The following is an 18,328-nucleotide window of genomic DNA, read 5'->3' as shown; positions in this document are numbered from 1 at the left end:
TTCCACCCACCCTAGTGCGGCACGGGCGAGTATGGACCGGCCTGCGCACAGTCTTCGGCCGAACGGCGCCGAGCCCGAACAATCACGCGGCAGATCGCAGCTCGCCATGATGTGCAAGCGCGCGGTGACATCGATCCGGCGCGGGCCGCACGACGCTTCAGCCGATTTGCCGCTGTACTCGAGCATCGCGTGGATTCGCAGGCACCCCCGGGCATTTCGGCTCGGTATTGGCCCGTGCAATGCCGGTACGCCTCGGCGCATCGACCGAGGACATGAGGCTTTCCATCGCGGATATCGCGTCAGCCCTGCAGCGCGGGCAGCGGGATGACGATGCCGAACGGCAGGATGATGCCGGGCTGAGGCACTGGAGGCTGGGGCACAACAAGTTCCGGATCGCGAGCGGGCTCTGCCGTGTCATCGGGAGCCGGGGCCGGTACGTGCTCTGGCTCTGGCTCGGGTTCGGAGTTCACCATCGGCGCTTCGGCTTTCGGCTCCGAGTACGGCAGCGATCCACCGGGCTGCGGGCTCCCGGTCCCGCACGCCGGATCCGGCTGGGCGGTCGCGACTTCGGGCTCTCCGGCACGACCGCCGTAGGACCGGCCCGGCGCGATCGGCAGTTCTCCGGGTGCGCCCGGTCGCGGCATCGGAGCCGGAACCGCCTGCGCGCACGGATCGGTTTGCGGCGGTGGGCAGAAGATCCCGCACGGAATCGGCGGCAGACCGGGGATGGTGATCATCACCTGCGCCGGTGCGGGCGGAGAGGGAACGGTCGCGACCGGCGGCGGTTCCGCCGGGGACGGCGTCGACGGCAGGGCGGTATCGCGAGCGGACAGCTCCGGACCGGCCTGGATCACGGGCGCCGAACCCGGCGGAACCAGATCAGGGCCGATCTCGACGCGAGCCGGAGCGCCGCCCGTGCGATACGCCGCCGACCAGCTCAGCACGTCGCGCGCATAGGACACCGAATTGTTGTAGCGCAACACCGCCCGCAACTCCTGCGCCGAATCCAGCAGGTTCGTCCCGCCCGAACACAGATACTTTCCGGCGGCCAGCGACGCGTCGAACACGTTGTGCGGGTCGGCTACTCCGTCACCGTTGCCGTCAGCGGCATACGCGCTCCAGGTACTCGGCAGGAATTGCATGGGCCCTATCGCGCGGACGAATCCGCCGCCTGCGGCCTGGATGATCTCGTTGCCCGGCAGGGTCCCGTCCAGGGCGGGGCCGAAGATCGGCCCGAGTGTCGTCCCCGCCGCGTCGGTACGTCCGCTCGCGGCGTGGCCGGATTCGATCCGGCCGATCCCGGCGAGCAGATTCCACGTCAAGCCGCATCCGGGCATCGAAGACTCCAGCGCCAGCTCGGCATTGCGATACGCCGCCAGCACGATCTCCGGAATGCCCAAGGGGCCGCCGGTATTCGGCAGCGAGATGTCGTGCAACGGCACCGCGCCCGCGAACGCGGGTGACCTCGCCGGAGACACGGCGCGGAGCGTGCGCGGCGAATCCGGTGCGACAGGAAGCAACCCGACGGCCCGTGACAGACCCGCACCGGCGATGTCTTCTGTGCCGTCCCCCGCGGCCGACAGCGCTTCGGAAACTTCGGGCGGGGCGCTGGAACCGGCTTGGTGCACGGCCGAACCCGTGACCACCAGTCCGGCGACGGCCAGCGCCGATGCGGTCAGTGCTGCGGATACACGCATTCGGCTCGACCCATCCTCTACGTCATCGGAGAGCGGCTGTGCTTCCTCGGCGCGCCCCAATGGGGTCGCTGCTACGCGTCTCCCCACCGGGTGCCGCACCGAAGTTCCTCAACCCCCCACCTCCAGAAGAGGAACTTCCATTAACATACACGATGATTTACCGACGCCGAGGCGATACCTCGAAAAGACTTAGCGATTACTTATCCCAAGTCCGACGCTGCTCGATCATCGAGAGCCCCTCGGCATCCAGCTCCGGACACGGCGATACGCGACGGCCGGACCCTCGCCGGGGAAGCATCCGCCGCCGACCGGAATACGTTGCACCGCAGGGCATCCCCGGCATGGTCACCAGTCGACGAGGCCCAGCTCGTGCAGCTTGCGGAAGACGAGCATGGAACCGGGAGCGACATGGTCCATGGCGGCGTACTCGCGCACGGTGAAATACCGGAGTTCGGCGATCTCGCCGCTGGGGTGCGGGTCGCCGTCGAGTTCGGCGGTGAAGCAGGTCATGTGCAGCCGCGTGCCCGGCGCGTGGCCGTACGCCTCGGCCTGGAAGACGCCGAGTTCGGCGCAGGAGGCGACGCCGACGCCGAGTTCCTCCCGCACCTCGCGGTGCAGCGCCGCGACGGGCGTCTCCCCCGCGTCGATCTTGCCGCCCGCCATGTAGAAGACGTCCTTGCCGAGGGATCGCGCCTGCAGCAGACGCCGATCCCGGACATGAGCCAACGCAGCTGTGCGAATCACCGGCCCACCCTACTGACCGGCCCGGGCCGCCGGTCAACCGAATAGGCAGCCGCCCGCCGGTGCGGGCTGGTCGGCCAGGTGTCGGAACGGGTGGCACGAAACCCCGAGTGCGTCCGACGACGGCGCGCGGTGTTCTACAGTCGCCTCACACCGATCCGCATCCGGCCGACACGGCGCGAGGAGGAATCGTGTCCGACGGTTCACGGTCCACCGTCCTGACGAATATCGGCACGCTGGTCACCAACGACCCGGGCTCGGGCGTCGGCCGGCTCGGCGTGCGGCGCGACGCGGCGGTGGTGTTCGCGGACGGGCTGGTCGCCTGGGTGGGTGACGCGCACGAGGCCCCCGTCGCCGACGTACGCGTGGACATGGCGGGCCGGGCGGTGCTGCCCGGATTCGTGGAAAGCCATGCGCACCTGGTGTTCGCCGGGGAACGAGCCGAGGAGTTCGCGGCCAGGATGTCCGGTACCGCCTACGCGGCGGGCGGCATCCGCAGGACCATCGCGGCGACGCGAGCGGCCGACGACGATCGGCTCGCCGCCAACGTCCGGCGGCTGATGGACGAGTCGGTGCGCTCGGGAAGCACGACGGTCGAATGCAAGACCGGCTACGGCCAGACCACCGAGGACGAATTGCGCAGCGCGCTGGTGGCCGGACGCTTCACCGACGAGGTGACCTTGCTGGCCGCGCACGTGCCACCGCCGGAGTACGCCGGGCGAGCGGACGAGTACGTGGAGATGGTGTGCCGGGACATGATTCCGGTGTGCGCGCCGCACGCGAAGTGGATCGATGTGTTCTGCGAGCGGGGCGCGTTCACCCGGGAGCAATCGGAGGCCGTGCTGCGGGCGGGCATGGCGCACGGGCTGATTCCCCGGGTGCACGGCAACCAGCTCGGTCCCGGCCCCGGCGTGGGCTTGGCCGTCGAACTCGGCGCGGCCTCTGTCGACCACGTCAGCTACGTCACCGCCACCGATATCGACGCGCTGGCGGGCAGCGCCACGGTGGCGACACTGCTGCCCGCCGCCGACTTCTGCACCCGCAACAGCTATCCCGACGCCCGCGCCCTGCTCGACGCGGGCATCACCGTCGCGCTGGGCGCGGACTGCAATCCCGGCACGTCGTACACCACGAGCCTGCCGTTCTGCATCGCGCTGGCGGTGCGCGAGCTGCGGATGACACCGGAAGAGGCGGTGTGGTCGGCCACTGCGGGCGGCGCGCGGGCGCTGCGCCGCGACGATGTCGGCAGCCTGCGCGTCGGGGCGCGCGCCGACGCGCTCGCGCTCGACGCCCCGTCCTATCTGCACCTGGCCTACCGGCCCGGCGTGCCGCTCGTGCGTTCGGTGTGGCGCGGCGGAGTCCGCGTCGCCGGATCGGACGCCGCGTGAATCCGCGCCGCACGGTCGATATCGCGCCGCGGCCGTGGACCGGCCGGGTCGACGGCGACGCGCCGGAGCACGCGCGCTGGCATCAGCTGATCCGGCCCTACGATCCGGCGCGAACGGTCGGAAAAGGTTGTGTGCTGATCGGTTTCGCCAGCGACGAGGGCGTCCGCAGGAACAAGGGCCGTCCGGGGGCGGCCGCGGGTCCGGACGCGCTGCGCGGCGCGCTGGCGTCGTTGGCGCTCCCCGAACCGCTCGATCTGGAGGACGCGGGCACCGTCGCGGTCACCGGCTCGGATCTGGAGTCGGGTCAGCGACGGCTGGGCCTTGCCGTGGCGGCCGCACTCGACGCGGGCCGCTTTCCGGTGGTGCTCGGCGGCGGTCACGAGGTCGCCTTCGGCACCTATTCCGGCATCGCGGCGGCCCAGCGGCGCGGCGCGCTGCGGTTGGGCATCCTGAACCTGGACGCCCACTTCGATCTTCGCGCCGATCCGGCGCCGAGCTCGGGCACCCCCTTCCGGCAGATCGCCGAGGCCGAGCGCGCGGCAGGGGCGTCCTACCGCTACGACGTGCTGGGCATCAGCCAACCCGGCAACACCGTCGCACTGTTCGAGACGGCGCGCGGGCTCGGCGTCCGCCATCTGCCCGACGACCGGTGCGGCGTAGGGGACCGCGCGGCCGTGGACGAGTTCGTCGATGCCTTCCTGAACGACGTCGACCTGGTCTATCTCACCATCGACCTCGACGTCCTCCCCGCCGCCGTGGCCCCGGGCGTCAGCGCGCCCGCGGGCTACGGCGTACCGGTGGAGACCGTGCAGCGGGTGTGCGACCGGGTCACGGCCAGCGGGAAACTCGTCGCCGCCGACGTCGCCGAACTCGCGCCGGTCTTCGACATCGACGACCGCACCGCTCGCACGGCCGCGCGGCTCATCCACCGGATCGTCACCGGCCACCGAGCTGTGCACTGAGAGGCGTTGCCCACTGACCGAACCGGACCACCCGACGCCGCACCGACGGCGGGAGGTGAAGCCGGGTACGCGCCCGGGACCGGTCGAGTCGCCTCGGTCCGTCAGCCGCAGACGGCCGCCACGGCGGCGATGAGCAGATCCAGGCCGCGGTCGAGCTCGTCCTCACCGATCGTCAACGGCGGCAACAACTTCACCACCTCGTCGACGGAGCCGGACGTCTCCACCAGCAGTCCGCGATCGAAGGCCACCTGGCAGACCTTGCCCGCCAGCGACGGGTCCTCGAAGACGATGCCGTGCACCAGCCCCCGCCCGCGAGTCGAGACGCCGGGATACGCGGCGGCGACTCGGGCGAGCGCCTTCTCGATCCGCTCGCCCTTGGCCAGAGTGGCCCGCTCGAGCGCGTCGTCGGACCAGTAGTGCCGCAGCGCGACCTCGGCCGTGACGAAGGCGGGGTTGTTGCCGCGGAAGGTGCCGTTGTGCTCGCCGGGCGCCCACTGGTCCAGCTCGGACTTGAAAAGCACCAGCGCCATGGGCAATCCGTAGCCGCCGATCGACTTGGACAGCGTCACGATGTCGGGGGTGATCCCGGCGACCTCGAAGGAGAAGAACGGACCGGTCCGGCCGCAGCCCATTTGCACGTCGTCGACGATCAGCAGAATGCCGCGCGCCCGGCACAGCTCGGCCAGCTCGCGCAGCCACTGCACGCGCGCCACGTTCACCCCGCCCTCGCCCTGCACGGTTTCCACGATCACCGCCGCGGGCTTGTCCACTCCCGAGGAGGGATCGTCGAGCGCCCGCCGCATCCAGTGCAGGTCGTCGCCCGCGCCGAGGTAACCGTCGTAGGGCATCGGCGTGACGTGCACCAGCGGCACTCCCGCGCCCGCCCGCTTGGCGGCGTTGCCGGTCACCGACAGCGCGCCGAGCGACATGCCGTGGAAGGCGTTGGTGAAGTTCAGCACCGGCTGTCTTCCGGTGACCTTGCGAGCCAGTTTGAGCGCGGCCTCCACGGCGTTCGCTCCGGTCGGGCCAGGGAACTGCACCTTGTAGTCCAGGCCGCGCGGAGCGAGCACGGTGTCGCGCAGGGTTTCCAGAAGCCTGCGCTTGGCCACGGTCGACATGTCCAGTCCGTGGGTGATGCCGTCGCCGACGAGGTAATCGATCAGGGCGCGTTTGAGAACCGGATTGTTGTGACCGTAGTTCAGCGCGCCCGCGCCTGCGAAGAAGTCCAGGTAGTCGCGGCCCTGCTCGTCGCGCAGCCAGGCGCCGCTGGCCGTGTCGAACACCGTCGGCCAGGATCGGCAGTACCCACGGACATTCGATTCGAGGGCCTCGAAAATGGTCGACTCGGCGACAGTCATCACGATCCTTCCTGTCGTGCGCGAGCACTCCACAAAATCTGAAGTGACTGTGTTTCTAACATTGGCGCGTCAGGTTCGTCGCACTTTCGGCGAAATCGCGCGGTAACCTACCGCGCGTCGACGAGCGGACAGTAACGTTGACTTCTTGTGCGCTGGAGTGCGGGAGGGGAGGAGCGGCTGGCCGCAGCAACCCAGGCGCGACGCGAGGCGACGCTGTATTGGCGGCTCGCGGTGGCGGGGTTCCGGCGGCAGTCGCAGTACAAGCTGGCGATGTTCGCGGGGCTGTTCACCAACTGCGTGTTCGGGTTGGTGCGCGCCGCGGTGATGCTCGCGGCGGTGCGTGGCGCAGGCGAATTCGGCGGGTACGACGAAGGCACCATCGGCGCCTACGTCTGGCTCTCGCAGGGACTGCTCGGCGCCATGCAATTCATGGGTCCGCCAACGGAGTTGGCGGAACGGGTCAAGAACGGCGACATCGCGATCGACTTCCTGCGCCCGGTCGACATTCAATTCGGCTATCTCGCGGCCGATCTCGGGCGCGCGACGTGCACCATCGTGCCGCGCTTCCTGCCGAGCGTGCTGTTCGGTTTCCTGACCGTCGGGCTCGCGATGCCCACCACGCCCGGACCCTATGTACTCGGGACGATTTCGGTGCTACTGGCCGTCGCACTGTCGTTCCTGCTGCTGTTCGCCATCGGACTGATCGGCTTCTGGGTAGTGGAGACCCGGGGCATCCGGGTGCTGTACCAGATCTGCGGCACCTTCCTCGCCGGCCTCTTCGTGCCGGTGCACATGTTTCCGGACTGGCTGCGCACACTCGCGAACGCCACCCCGTTCCCCTCCATCCTGCAAGCCCCGATCGACGTGCTCTCGGGGCGAATCACCGGCATGGACAGCGTGACCGTGGTTGGCGCACAGCTCTTCTGGGTGCTCGCGATCGCCGTGGTCGGCCGGCTGATGCTGACCGCGGGCCGTCGCAAGCTGGAGGTGCAGGGTGGCTGACGCGTCGCCGATCGCCGTGCCCTCGGGCCGATGGTTCACACCGTATGCCGCGGTGTTGCACTCGCGCATCCGATCCCAGCGCGCCTACCGGCTGTCCTTCGCCAGCGAGGTGTTCAGCGCCTTCCTCATCGGTGTCGTCGAATTCGCCGAGGTGTGGGTCATCTTCCACAACGTGCGGGTGCTCGGCGGGCTCGATCTGCACGCGGCGCTGCTGCTGTTCGGGCTGAGCAACACCACGTTCGCGCTGGCCCAGGTGCTGGTCGGGCATCTGGACACCCTGCCGACGCTGATCAGGATGGGCACACTCGACGCCTACCACTTGCGCCCGCAGCCGCTGTTGCTGCAACTGATCACCGGTGACGTCTCGATGCGCCGATTCGCCCGCGCCGCAGTCGCCATCGCGGTGCTGATCATCGGGTTGCTACAGAACGACATCGATTGGGACGCGTCCGCATTCGTCCTCGTGGTGATGACGCTCTGCTGCGGTATTCTGCTGTTCGGCGGGATCTTCGTCTGCGCGGCCGGGTTGCAGTTCTTCCTGATCGACGGTTCCGAGCTCACCAACAGTTTCACCTACGGCGGGTCGTTCGCCGCGATGCAGCCTGCCTCGGTATTTCCGCTGCCGCTGAAACTGTTGTTCGGATTCGCCGTCCCGGTCGCGTTCACGGCGTACCTGCCCACCATCGCCCTGCTCGGGTTGCCCGGCCCGCCACTGCTGCCGTCCTGGCTGGCCTGGCTGACTCCGCTGGCGACGCTGTGGATATGGCTGCTGGCACTCGGTTTGTGGCGGCTCGGGACGAGGCACTACCAGGGAGGCGGGGGGTAAGCGTGGCGGACAGCGACTTATCTGACGCGATCATCGATATCGAGAATCTGACAAGGCAATTCACGCTGTATCGCAAGCACGGTCGCCGATGGCGCAGGCAGCGCGACATCCTCACCGCGGTCGACGGGATGACCTTCCGAATCGAACGCGGCGCGGCCGTCGGTTACATCGGGGCGAACGGGGCGGGGAAATCCACCACCATCAAAATGCTCACCGGCATTCTGGTCCCCTCCACCGGGCGGGTGCGCACCTGCGGCCTGGATCCGGTCCGGCAGCGGCGCCAGCTGGCGAGCCGCATCGGGGTGGTGTTCGGCCAGCGGTCCCAGCTGTGGTGGGATCTGCCACTGCGCGAATCGTTCACGATCCTGGCCGCCATCCACCGGCTGGAACCCGACATCACCCGCAAGCGCACCTACGAACTGGTCGAGCAACTGGAGATGGCCGAGACGCTGGACACGCCGGTGCGTCAACTCTCGCTGGGGCAGCGGATGCGCGCCGAGGTCGCCGCGGCGCTGCTGCACTCCCCTGAGCTGGTGATCCTGGACGAACCGACGATCGGCCTCGACGTGCTGTCCAAACAACGGCTGCGGGAGTTCCTGCGCGCCGAGCGGGCCGACCGCGGCACCACATTGCTGCTCACCACCCACGATATGGGCGATATCGAAAGGCTCTGCGACCGCGTGCTCGTCGTCGACCACGGCAGGCTGGTCTACGACGGTTCGCTCGCCGGACTCGGGGCGACGGTGGGCGCGCGCCGCGTGCTGGTGGTGGATCTCACCGAGCCCGCCGCGGATCTGCGCGAGCTGCCGCCGGGCGCGGAACTGCTCACCAGCGAGGCCGACGGCATGCGCCAGCGCCTGGCCTTCGACGCCGAATCCATCACCGCCGCACAGCTGCTCGCCGCCGTGTCGGATCGGGTCGAGGTACGAGATCTGTCGATCGAGGAGCCCGGCATCGAAGACGTGGTCCGCCGCATATACGAATCCGCCCGCTGACGAGTCGGCGGGCGGATTCGCGGTGATCGGTTCGATCGGGGGTTACGGCTCGCGCGATCCCTGGTCGAGCCGGAACGGCGGGTACTCGTCACGCATCAGCGAGGCGTATGCCTGCAACCGGATCGCCCACCGGTTGATGCCGACGACGAAGTCGTACAGGCCCTGCGGGTAGCGAGCGGTGAACAGCAGCGCGATCAGCGCCACCGCCAGCAGGAGGTAGATCACCGGCCAGGTCACCACCAGATCCCAGGCCTGGGAGCCGTCGTCCTGCACCGCGTTGCCGATCGCACCGCTCATCAGCGCGCCGATGATCAGATAGTGCGGGATGGCGAGCAGCCACCATTTGATCAAAACCAGGCCGCGATGCAGGGTTTCAGGATAGTCGACCTCGAGATCGGCCGGATAGTCCGCGTCCTGCCGCAAATGGAACGGCGGATACTTGTCGGTGCCGAGCACGGTCAGCGCGTAGAAGCTGACCCGCCAATTCCACCGCATCACACCGACATTGAAGTCGAACAGGCCGCGCGGATACTTTCCGGTGAACAAGATCGCGAAGAACGCGATCACCGAAACCACGAAGTACGCGATGTGCAGGAAGAACAGCACGATGTAGTGCGGGATGGCCAGTATCCACTTCACCAGCCACATCCATCGCGACAGACCGGGATCGAGATCCCCGCGGACGCGAATCGGATTCGCTGCGACCACCGGCTTCTCGGGTTCCATTTCCATGATCGACGCTCCTTAATTTCACAGGGCCACTGTGAGGTATCTCATAATTGTCCAGCACCCCCTGAGCGGTTAGGCCACGATGCGATACCGACACGCCAACAAAAACGACCGACCAGCCTGACGAGTACGTTGCGAAAGGCAAGCGCGGCCGCGATACTTGCTGGCGTTTGGATCGAAAACCGTTGTGTTTGGGGGGAATCCGATCATGCGAAACTCTCGTCGCCTCGTGTTCGTCGCCGGCCTGCTGCTGATCGCGGTGCTCGCGATCTCGGTGAGCGGCTGCGGCTCGAGCAAGAAACGGCGCCACTCGTCCTCCGGGCCGGTGGCCACGGCGACCACCGCCGCGGCAGATGCCTTCCGCACCTGCGAGGACGCCTGGGCGGCGGGTAGGGCTCCGCTGCGCCGCCATGACCCCGGCTACTCGGCGCAACTGGATCGCCTGGACGGCAAGGAGGACGGCGTCGCCTGCCTGGTGCGCTCCACCACCGCGCCCCAGCGCTGATTCGACGCCGTACGCCGGAGTCGATTGACGCCGCGCCCCGGCGCTGATGCGACGCCGCACGCCAGCGCTGATGCGACGCCGCACGCCCGAGCCGAATCGACGGGCCCGGCCATCATGCGACGCCATCAGCCGGTGCCGCGTCGACGGTCGAGTAGCGGCTCCGATTCCGCGCGACGATCGATAGATGACAACGCCTCGGCGCGGAATCCGCGGTACGCCAGAAGCTGAACGAGCGATCATCCACCTGCGCAGGTCCCCATCGCCACCACAGGGCGGCGGCTGAGCGCGCCGACTGTCCCGCCGCAAATACCGCGCCGACCGCGGCTGGACCGGCGGACCGTCCGGGGCTTGTACTATCGGCAGACGTGATGTTCGGTGCGATACGGGGCCCCGGTATGCGGGCAGTGATCGCCTGCGTCTTCGCCGCGTGGGCGCTCGCCATGGCGCTGCCGGACTGTCACCTGTTCACACCCGCCGCCACCATTCACGCGCACATCGAATCCTCCGGTCCCGGCGTCGCGTCGCAGGTGGTGCCGTGGGCGGGCGCCGACCCGCACCAGCATGTCGCCGAACCGGACCGGCACCTGCCCACCGACGCGGTGATCGCGGCGCTCCCCCGGTCCGGTCCGTCACTCCAGGAACTGCTGCTCGTCGGCCTCGCGCTGCTGCTCGTGCTGCCCTTGACCGCCGGGCTCGGCGTCGGTCCGCGTGCGCCGCCCGTCGCCACCCTTCCGGTCCGTCGCGGCCGGGATCTGCTCACTCGATTCGGCATCGATCGGAACTGATCGGTCAGCGTCAGGTCGTGGCCTGCCGGGGCCCGGCCGGTGTTCGTGCGTTCCCGCACCACACCCTCGCTGCCACAGCGACCGCACAGAATCGATGATTCCTCATGACTGCTGCACTGCGGAACGATGCCGTGTTGAATCCCGCTCTGCTCGAAGCGAATTCGGAACCACTGCCCAGCCCTGCGAGTCTGCTCACCACCGCGGGCCGCTGCCCGCGCCCGGCCACCATGGTCGGCAACACCCCCGTCCTCTGGATCACCGAACCGCTCGCGCCGACGGGTCGCGGATTCTGGGCCAAATTGGAAGGCGCCAACCCGGGCGGCATGAAGGACCGGCCCGCGCTGCACATGGTCGAACGCGCCGCCGCCCGCGGCGAGCTGACACCGGGCGCGCCGATCGTCGAGTCCACCAGCGGCACCCTCGGCCTCGGCCTCGCCCTGGCCGGGATGGTGCACCGCCACCCGGTCACGGTGGTCACCGATCCGGGCTTGGAGCCGATCATGCACCACATGCTGGCGGCCTACGGCGCGCGAGTGGAGACGGTGACCGAACCGCACCCCGTCGGCGGCTGGCAGCAGGCACGCCGCGATCGCGTCGCCGAACTGCTCGCCGCCGATCCGCGCGCCTGGTGCCCCGACCAGTACCGCAACCCCGACAACCGCGCCGCGTACGAATCGCTGGCCATGGAACTCGTCGCGCAACTCGGCCGCGTCGACGTGCTGGTCTGCTCGGTCGGCACCGGCGGCCACTCCTCGGGCGTCGCACGCGCGCTGCGCCGCTACTTCCCGCACCTGCGGCTGGTCGGCGTGGACACCGTCGCGTCCACCATCTTCGGCCAGCCCGCCGGACCGCGGCTGATGCGCGGACTCGGTTCGAGCATCCACCCCGACAACGTCGACTATCCAGCGTTCGACGAGGTCCACTGGATCGCGCCCGCCGAGGCGGTGTGGGCCTGCCGCGCGCTGGCCGCCACCCACCACGCCAGCGGCGGGTGGAGCGTCGGCGCCGTCGCGCTGGTCGCCGGGTGGCTGGCCCGCACCGGCGAGCCGGACGCGCGCATCGCCGCCGTCTTCCCGGATGGACCGCTGCGCTACTTCGACACCGTCTACAACGACGCGTATTGCCGGGAGCACGGTCTGCTCGGCATCGAACCGCCGACCGACCCCGCCACGATCGGACACCCCTACGCCGAGGTGGTCGACTCGTGGACCCGGTGCACGACTGTCCTCGATCCGAAGCAGCACGCACCTGATCCCACCCAGCACCGATCCGATTCACACCTCCAGGAGCTCACCGTGCCCAGCGACAACCCGGTGGCCGCCCGTCGGCCCGACACCACCGCGCCGGGGGCCGCGCGATGAGGGATGTCTACGCGACCTATCGCGGTTTCGGCAGGCCGAGCCGGATGCTGATGGTCAACCAATTCGCCATCAACACCGGTTTCTTCATGCTCATGCCTTACCTGGCCGGTTATATGGCGGGCCCGCTCGGACTCGCCGCGTGGGCGATCGGGCTGGTGCTCGGCATCAGGAACTTCTCCCAGCAGGGCATGTTCCTGGTCGGCGGCACCCTGGCCGACCGGCTGGGGTACAAACCGCTGATCGTGGCCGGATGTCTGCTGCGCACCGGCGGTTTCGCGCTGCTCGCCTTCGCCGACACGCTGCCCGCGCTACTGATCGCCTCGGCCGCAACCGGTTTCGCGGGAGCGCTGTTCAATCCGGCGGTGCGCGCGTACCTCGCCGTCGACTCCGGCGAGCGACGGGTCGAGGCGTTCGCGGTGTTCAACATCTTCTATCAGGCGGGCATCCTGTTCGGCCCGATCCTCGGACTGGCGTTGATGGCCTTCGATTTCCGCGCCACCGCCGCGGGCGCGGCCGCGGTGTTCGGCCTGCTCACCATCGCCCAGCTGCGCGCGCTGCCGCAGCACCGGGCCGAACCGAAAACCGCCTCGGTGCTGGACGATTGGCGAGTGGTGCTGGCCAACCGCCCCTTCCTGCTGTTCTCCGCGGCGATGATCGGCTGCTACGTGCTCTCGTTCCAGGTGTACCTCGCGCTGCCCATGCAGGCCGCCCGCATCGTCGGCAACGGGTCGGCCACTGCCCTCATGACGGCGGTGTTCGTGGTCTCGGGCGTGATCGCCATCGCGGGGCAACTGCGCATCACCCGCTGGTTCTCCGCCCGCTGGGGCCGCCCGCGCAGCCTGGTGTTCGGCATGGCGATCCTGGCGGCGGCGTTCGTCCCGCTGCTGCTGGTCCCCGGCGTCGCACTGGGCGTCCCCGCCGCGGTGGGCGCGCTGCTGCTCACGGCCGCGGTGCTGGGTGTCGGTGCGGCGGCGGTCTTTCCGTTCGAGATGGACACCGTCGTCGCGCTCTGCGGCGACCGCCTGGTCGCCACGCACTACGGCCTGTACAACACCGTCGTCGGCACCGGCATCCTGCTGGGCAATCTGGGCACCGGCACGGTTCTGGACGCGGCCCGCTCGGCGGGACTGAGCTCGCTGGCCTGGGCCGCGCTGATCGCCATCGGCGCGGCCTCCGCCGCGGGACTGTACGGACTCGCCCGCTCCGGCCGGCTGAACGCACCGACCCCGGCGACTCTCGCGGCCACGACGTAGCGGTTTCGGCTCCCCCGGGAAGTGGAGGTCCGCCCTCAGCTGGGCGCCTCCCCCTGGGCGGAGTACAGGCTGACCTCGCCTTCCTCGCCGAGGAACGCGTTGACCAGCATGATCCGGTTGATCCGCAGCTCCTCGGGATCGGGCGCGCTGGTGGTGATGGAGATCTGCGGGATCACGGCCCAGTTCACCACGTAGCGCTCCGGTGGACCGTCGTCGTCGGACAGCCGTGCGAGCCGGAACACCGAGACCGTCTTGCGGACGATGAGGTTGCGCACGACTTCAGCAATTCGCTCGGGATCTTCCAGCGCGAACATGAAGCCGAATGTGAGCTCCGGCGATGACACATAGGCGGGCACGAACATCGAGGCTAGTCCATCGCACCGGGGCGCGCAGCCGCCGCGCCGCAACGATAACTGGAGATGCGCCAATGGATCAGTTCACTTTGGGCAAAGGTGGATTTCGGGTGACCGCACCGTAACGGACGGTAACGATTTCCAACTGGCGCATGGATTTTTACACCATACTGTTGCGCCGATTCGACTATCGCGCTTTCCTGAAAGTGTCCCGATTTGTCGGGCCGTCTTCCTCATCGCATCGTCGCGGATTTCCCGGTTACTTTGCCGTGCTGGTGGACTGTGTGGGGGGCGTCTCGGGCTCGGGGCTGCGCCGGAGCCGAGGGGTGCCCCTCCCCGAAATCCCCCTCGGCCCTGGCGTATCCACGATCGGATCGTTACAAGCAGGGGCGTGCATCATGCCTACCGAATACGCCGGGAACCGTATCGGAGCCGGCGAGCTGCCACCGCGATCGGCGCTGTTACGCGCGTTTCGCGAACCCGACGACCCGAATCGAAAGAAACACCGAGTCCTCGCCGCGGCACGCGAGCTGGTCGAATGCCATGAGCGCAGGCATCGGGCGCTCGCCGCGGCGCACGCACCGGACGTCACCAACGGCAGGGTCGCGGCGTGCAGTCAGCTGGTGGACGACATCGACGAGCGCCGCGCCGAGCTGGTCGGCCGCATCAACGACTGGGTGGCGACCAACGTCGCGCACCGCTCCGGCGCCTCGCTGCACACCGAGACGCTCGGCGCCGTCATCGACCGTATGGCGGCGAAATGGACTGCGGCGCAACTAGCTTTGGGCAAGACCGGCCCGGCGACGCAGCCACCGCAGGTGGACGGGGAAGCCCACCTGCTGTGGACGCGGCTCGCCGAGCTGGCTGATGGCTATCAGGACCTGATCACCGATGTCACCGAGCACCGGCGCAGGCTGCCGGTGTGGTGATCAGCGACGGTCGTCGAGGTCGGTCTCGACGACCTCGGCCTCGACGAAGGCGGAGCCCGCGGCAGGCGGCTCGGGCTCGGGCTCGTCGGGGACCTCGTCCGGCAGCGTCTCCCGATGGGCGGCGGCATCCTTGCGAGCCGCCGCTGCCGCCTCGTTCATCTCGATCGCATCGGTGATCCACTCACCGATCTCCCGAGTGACCTCCTGGACGGTTCCGGTGATGATCGTCGCAATATTTCCGACGTGCTTGGCACCGGAGGCCGTCAATTCCTGAATCAAATCCTTGTTGCTTTCGAATTTCCCGATCATTCACACGCCCACTTCGGTCGCCTTCCGCTGACGCATCACGATAACACCGGGAGATGACGGGTTCTTCGTGAAGCGCGGCGGCAGCGCGAGCTCGAGAATCTTCAGCCACACATCGCCGATCTGCTTGCTCAACCGCCCGGTGTGGTACGGCAATCCATACTTCTCGCACAGCGCCCGCACTTCCGGCGCGATCTCCGGATAACGGTTGGCGGGGATGTCGGGGAACAGGTGGTGTTCGATCTGATGCGACAGGTTACCGCTCATGATGTGGAACAGCTTGCCGCCGGAGATGTTCGCCGAACCCAGCATCTGCCGGACGTACCACTCGCCGCGGGTCTCCTCGGCGGTCTCCTCCTCGGTGAACGTCTGTACGCCGGAAGGGAAGTGGCCGCAGAAGATGATCGAGTAGGCCCAGACGTTGCGCACCAGGTTGGCGGCGGCGTTCCCGGCCAGCGTGCTGAGGAACAGCGGACCGGTCAGCGCGGGGAACGCCACGTAGTCCTTCAGCGCCTGCTTGCCCGCCTTACGCCACCAGCCCTTGACCAGCGGTTTGAGGTCGGACCACTTGCGCTTGCCCTGAATGATGTTCTCGGCCTCGGCGTCGTGCATCATCACGCCCCACTCGAAGAACACCATCAGCAGGAACGCCCACAGCGGGTTGCCCAGGTAGTAAGGGTTCCATTTCTGGCCCTCGTCGATGCGCAGGATGCCGTAACCGATGTCGCGGTCCATGCCGTGGATGTTGGTGTAGGTGTGGTGCATGTAGTTGTGCGAGTGCTTCCACTGGTCCGCCGGGCAGACCGTATCCCACTCGAACTCACGGGAATTCAGGCCGGGCTCACGCATCCAGTCGTACTGGCCGTGCATGACGTTGTGGCCGATCTCCATGTTGTCCAGGATCTTCGACACGCTCAGCGCCGCCACCGCGGCCAGCCACACCGGTGGCAGGAAGCCCAGGTACATCAGTCCGCGGCCGGCGATCTCGAAACCGCGCTGTGCCTTGATGATCGAGTAGATGTATGCACGGTCGCGGTCGCCGAGATCGGCGACGACGCGGTCGCGCAGTTCGTCGAGCGCCTTGCCGAGTTCCTCGACCTGATCCGGCGTCAGGATCAGCGGTCCGTTCTCGGTTTCGGTCAATATGGTCATCGTCGGTCCCCTTCGTCTGGCTAGATTTCGATGTCGACGTCACCCACCGCGGCGCTGACGCACAGCTGGATGGGCTGATCGGGATCGCTGCCGGTCTCGCCGGTGCGCAGGTTGCGGGTGCAGCCGGAGCGGCGAACGGCGGTGCAGGAGAAGCAGATACCCATGCGGCAGCCGTACTCCGGGGTCAGGCCCGCGGCCTCGGCCTGTTCCAGCAGGCTGGCCCCGGTGTTCTCGGCGCTCACCCCGCTGGCCGAGAAGGTGGTCGCGCCGTACGCCTCGTCCGCGTCGACGGGGACGACCGAGAGCGTGAACTCCTCGGAGTGCAGCCGGTCGGCCAGTTCCTCGGCCTCGTATACCTTGCGCACCGCATCCATCAGCGGCGGCGGGCCGCACACGTAGGTCTGCGCGTCGGCGAACCACGGCGCGACGCGCTCGAGCTCGTCGTAGTCGAACGGGCCGCCGCCCTGTTCCGGATAGCGCATCTCGATGCGGAAATGCGGGTTCCGCTCCGCTATGGTTTCCAGCTCGGCCCGGTGCGGCACCGCCTCCGGTGAACGGGCGTAGTGCAGGAAGGTCAGCTCGCCGGGATAACCCTCGTCGGCGAGGGTTCGCATCATCGACAGCACCGGCGTGATGCCGCTGCCGCCGCTGATCAGCAGCACCCGGTCGGGACGGACCTCGGGCAACCGGAAGACACCGGCCGCGGGACTCAGGTCCACCACCATGCCCGGCACGGCCTTGTCGTGCAGGTACTGCGAGACCAGGCCGCCCGGATGCACCTTGACGGTGAGCTGAATGTGCCGGTCGCGTCTGCGCTCCGGATTCACCGGCGAATAGCACCTGGTGTGCCGTACGCCGTCGATCACCACGCCGATCTGGACGTACTGGCCCGCGGCGTGGCCGCGCCAATGCCGGGTCGGGCGCAGCGTGAGCGTCACCGAGCCGGGCACCGAGCGGCGCACGTGGGTGATCTCGGCCCGCATCTGCCGGACGGTCAGCGTGGGGCGCACGAGTTCCAGGTACCGGTCGAGCGGATGGGGCGTGGTCAGGGTCTGCACCAGGTCGATGAGATCCACCATTCGGTTCTCCGTGCCTCTGCTTGTCGGTCGATCAGGGCTGTGGCGTGCCGACTGTCACTCGATCAAATTTCAGTGCACGCCTGTACACTCATCCAGTGTGACGGATAGGCAGGGCCCAGTGTCAACCGGCAATTCGTGTGACACGAACAACACCTACTGGATGAGTGAATGGTGAACGGATGTATGCTCACCGTGATGAGCGAGCAGGCAGCGACCCGAATCGAGCGCAAGGAGCGCACGCGGCAGGCCTTGGTCGACGGCACCCTCGAACTCGCCGCCGACCGTGGTTTCGCCGCGCTGAGCCTGCGTGAGATCGCGCGCTCGGCCGGGATCGTGCCGACCGCCTTCTACCGCCATTTCGCCTCGCTCGACGACCTCGGCGCCACCCTCGTCGACCAGGGCGTGACCGCGCTGCGGCTGGCGCTGCGCGAGGTGAGGCGCAACCCCGAGGCCAGCGTGGCCGACACGGTGCGGTTCGTCTTCGATCAGGTGGCGGCCAAACGCGCGCTGTTCGGCTTCCTCACCCGCGAGCGCCACGGCGGCTCGGCGGCGTTGCGCAAGGCCATCGCGCTGGAACTCCAGCTGATCGTGCGCGAGCTGGTCGCCGATCTGTCCCGGGTCCGCGCGCTGGACGACTGGAGCCCGCGCGATCTGGAGATCGCCGCCGACCTGCTGGTCGGCACCGTCGCCGACGGGATCGCCGCCTACGTCGCGGCCCCCGAGCGCGATCAGCGGACCATCATCGACCACACGGTCCAGAAGATCCGCCTGATCGCCCTCGGCATGGACAACTGGTGGCCGCCCAAGGATCGGTGAGCGGCGACCGTCCGATTCCCACGGGGCGGACTTCCGCATTCGCCGCGGTCGTGCGCGAGCCGACGAGGGACTTCGCCCGGTCGCGCCAGTA

Annotated in this window: 19 protein-coding genes; 11 read left to right on the top strand and 8 right to left on the bottom strand. The window is 68.5% G+C overall.

Features of this window, described 5'->3' with window-relative positions:
• Positions 1 to 299: 299 nt before the first annotated feature.
• Together ACRWNM_RS01315 and ACRWNM_RS01310 are read right to left on the bottom strand one after the other, a co-directional pair.
• Positions 300 to 1,697, bottom strand: a complete 1,398-nt coding sequence (locus ACRWNM_RS01315) for a lytic murein transglycosylase (protein ID WP_431962571.1) — start codon at positions 1,695 to 1,697, stop codon at positions 300 to 302.
• Positions 1,698 to 2,042: 345 nt separating this feature from the next.
• Positions 2,043 to 2,441: an NUDIX hydrolase gene (locus ACRWNM_RS01310; protein WP_431962569.1), complete on the bottom strand. Its 399-nt coding sequence runs from the start codon at positions 2,439 to 2,441 to the stop codon at positions 2,043 to 2,045.
• Positions 2,442 to 2,626: 185 nt separating this feature from the next.
• Here ACRWNM_RS01310 and hutI point away from each other — a divergent pair, with 185 nt between their 5' ends.
• On the top strand, positions 2,627 to 3,826 hold the full coding sequence (gene hutI / locus ACRWNM_RS01305) for an imidazolonepropionase (protein WP_431963557.1): 1,200 nt from the start codon (positions 2,627 to 2,629) through the stop codon (positions 3,824 to 3,826).
• Positions 3,823 to 4,788 (top strand): formimidoylglutamase, encoded by a 966-nt coding sequence (hutG, locus tag ACRWNM_RS01300; protein WP_431962567.1) that lies wholly within the window; start codon positions 3,823 to 3,825, stop codon positions 4,786 to 4,788. The genes hutI and hutG overlap by 4 nt, the downstream gene beginning before the upstream one ends.
• A 101-nt stretch (positions 4,789 to 4,889) precedes the next feature.
• Here hutG and ectB read toward each other — a convergent pair whose 3' ends face one another.
• Positions 4,890 to 6,146, bottom strand: a complete 1,257-nt coding sequence (ectB, locus tag ACRWNM_RS01295; RefSeq protein ID WP_431962565.1) for a diaminobutyrate--2-oxoglutarate transaminase — start codon at positions 6,144 to 6,146, stop codon at positions 4,890 to 4,892.
• A gap of 147 nt (positions 6,147 to 6,293) precedes the next feature.
• Between ectB and ACRWNM_RS01290 the strand changes: the two genes are divergently transcribed.
• From ACRWNM_RS01290 to ACRWNM_RS01280, 3 genes are all read left to right on the top strand, one after another.
• Entirely contained in the window at positions 6,294 to 7,148 is an 855-nt protein-coding gene (locus ACRWNM_RS01290; RefSeq protein WP_431962563.1) for an ABC transporter permease, read from the top strand.
• Positions 7,141 to 7,974 (top strand): ABC transporter permease, encoded by an 834-nt coding sequence (locus ACRWNM_RS01285; RefSeq protein WP_431962561.1) that lies wholly within the window; start codon positions 7,141 to 7,143, stop codon positions 7,972 to 7,974. The genes ACRWNM_RS01290 and ACRWNM_RS01285 overlap by 8 nt, the downstream gene beginning before the upstream one ends.
• A gap of 128 nt (positions 7,975 to 8,102) precedes the next feature.
• Positions 8,103 to 8,969, top strand: coding sequence for an ABC transporter ATP-binding protein (locus ACRWNM_RS01280; protein WP_431963555.1), 867 nt, complete (start codon positions 8,103 to 8,105; stop codon positions 8,967 to 8,969).
• 42 nt (positions 8,970 to 9,011) lie between these two features.
• Here the strand turns inward: ACRWNM_RS01280 and ACRWNM_RS01275 are convergent, their stop codons facing one another.
• Positions 9,012 to 9,701, bottom strand: coding sequence for a DUF4389 domain-containing protein (locus ACRWNM_RS01275; protein WP_431962559.1), 690 nt, complete (start codon positions 9,699 to 9,701; stop codon positions 9,012 to 9,014).
• Positions 9,702 to 9,906: 205 nt separating this feature from the next.
• Here ACRWNM_RS01275 and ACRWNM_RS01270 point away from each other — a divergent pair, with 205 nt between their 5' ends.
• From ACRWNM_RS01270 to ACRWNM_RS01255, 4 genes are all read left to right on the top strand, one after another.
• The gene (locus ACRWNM_RS01270) at positions 9,907 to 10,203 is read left to right on the top strand and encodes an excalibur calcium-binding domain-containing protein (protein WP_431962557.1); all 297 of its coding nucleotides are present in this window, start codon (positions 9,907 to 9,909) and stop codon (positions 10,201 to 10,203) included.
• 395 nt (positions 10,204 to 10,598) lie between these two features.
• On the top strand, positions 10,599 to 10,988 hold the full coding sequence (locus tag ACRWNM_RS01265) for a hypothetical protein (RefSeq protein WP_431962555.1): 390 nt from the start codon (positions 10,599 to 10,601) through the stop codon (positions 10,986 to 10,988).
• Positions 10,989 to 11,092: 104 nt separating this feature from the next.
• On the top strand, positions 11,093 to 12,349 hold the full coding sequence (locus ACRWNM_RS01260) for a PLP-dependent cysteine synthase family protein (RefSeq protein WP_431962553.1): 1,257 nt from the start codon (positions 11,093 to 11,095) through the stop codon (positions 12,347 to 12,349).
• A complete protein-coding gene (locus ACRWNM_RS01255) occupies positions 12,346 to 13,602 on the top strand; it encodes an MFS transporter (protein ID WP_431962551.1) in 1,257 nt (418 codons plus the stop codon). The genes ACRWNM_RS01260 and ACRWNM_RS01255 overlap by 4 nt, the downstream gene beginning before the upstream one ends.
• A gap of 35 nt (positions 13,603 to 13,637) precedes the next feature.
• Here ACRWNM_RS01255 and ACRWNM_RS01250 read toward each other — a convergent pair whose 3' ends face one another.
• Positions 13,638 to 13,916: a hypothetical protein gene (locus tag ACRWNM_RS01250; protein WP_431962549.1), complete on the bottom strand. Its 279-nt coding sequence runs from the start codon at positions 13,914 to 13,916 to the stop codon at positions 13,638 to 13,640.
• Between the two features lie 437 nt (positions 13,917 to 14,353).
• On the opposite strand from ACRWNM_RS01250, the gene ACRWNM_RS01245 reads away from it, so the two are divergent.
• Positions 14,354 to 14,884, top strand: a complete 531-nt coding sequence (locus ACRWNM_RS01245; protein WP_431962547.1) for a DUF4254 domain-containing protein — start codon at positions 14,354 to 14,356, stop codon at positions 14,882 to 14,884.
• On the opposite strand, the gene ACRWNM_RS01240 is transcribed toward ACRWNM_RS01245, so the two are convergent.
• Genes ACRWNM_RS01240 through ACRWNM_RS01230 form a run of 3 tightly spaced genes read right to left on the bottom strand, consistent with a single transcriptional unit; the run spans position 14,885 to position 17,421 of the window.
• Positions 14,885 to 15,193 (bottom strand): hypothetical protein, encoded by a 309-nt coding sequence (locus tag ACRWNM_RS01240; RefSeq protein ID WP_431962545.1) that lies wholly within the window; start codon positions 15,191 to 15,193, stop codon positions 14,885 to 14,887.
• Positions 15,194 to 16,342: a fatty acid desaturase family protein gene (locus tag ACRWNM_RS01235; RefSeq protein ID WP_431962543.1), complete on the bottom strand. Its 1,149-nt coding sequence runs from the start codon at positions 16,340 to 16,342 to the stop codon at positions 15,194 to 15,196.
• Positions 16,343 to 16,362: 20 nt separating this feature from the next.
• Positions 16,363 to 17,421 carry a ferredoxin reductase gene (locus ACRWNM_RS01230; protein WP_431962541.1) on the bottom strand — a complete coding sequence of 353 codons (1,059 nt, stop codon included), beginning with the start codon at positions 17,419 to 17,421 and terminating at the stop codon, positions 16,363 to 16,365.
• 195 nt (positions 17,422 to 17,616) lie between these two features.
• Between ACRWNM_RS01230 and ACRWNM_RS01225 the strand changes: the two genes are divergently transcribed.
• A complete protein-coding gene (locus ACRWNM_RS01225) occupies positions 17,617 to 18,237 on the top strand; it encodes a TetR family transcriptional regulator (protein ID WP_431962539.1) in 621 nt (206 codons plus the stop codon).
• Positions 18,238 to 18,328: the final 91 nt, after the last annotated feature.

Source organism: Nocardia sp. bgisy134 (genome assembly GCF_965341865.1).
Classification (GTDB): Bacteria; Actinomycetota; Actinomycetes; order Mycobacteriales; family Mycobacteriaceae; genus Nocardia.
This window is presented reverse-complemented; position numbering and strand designations above follow the sequence as displayed.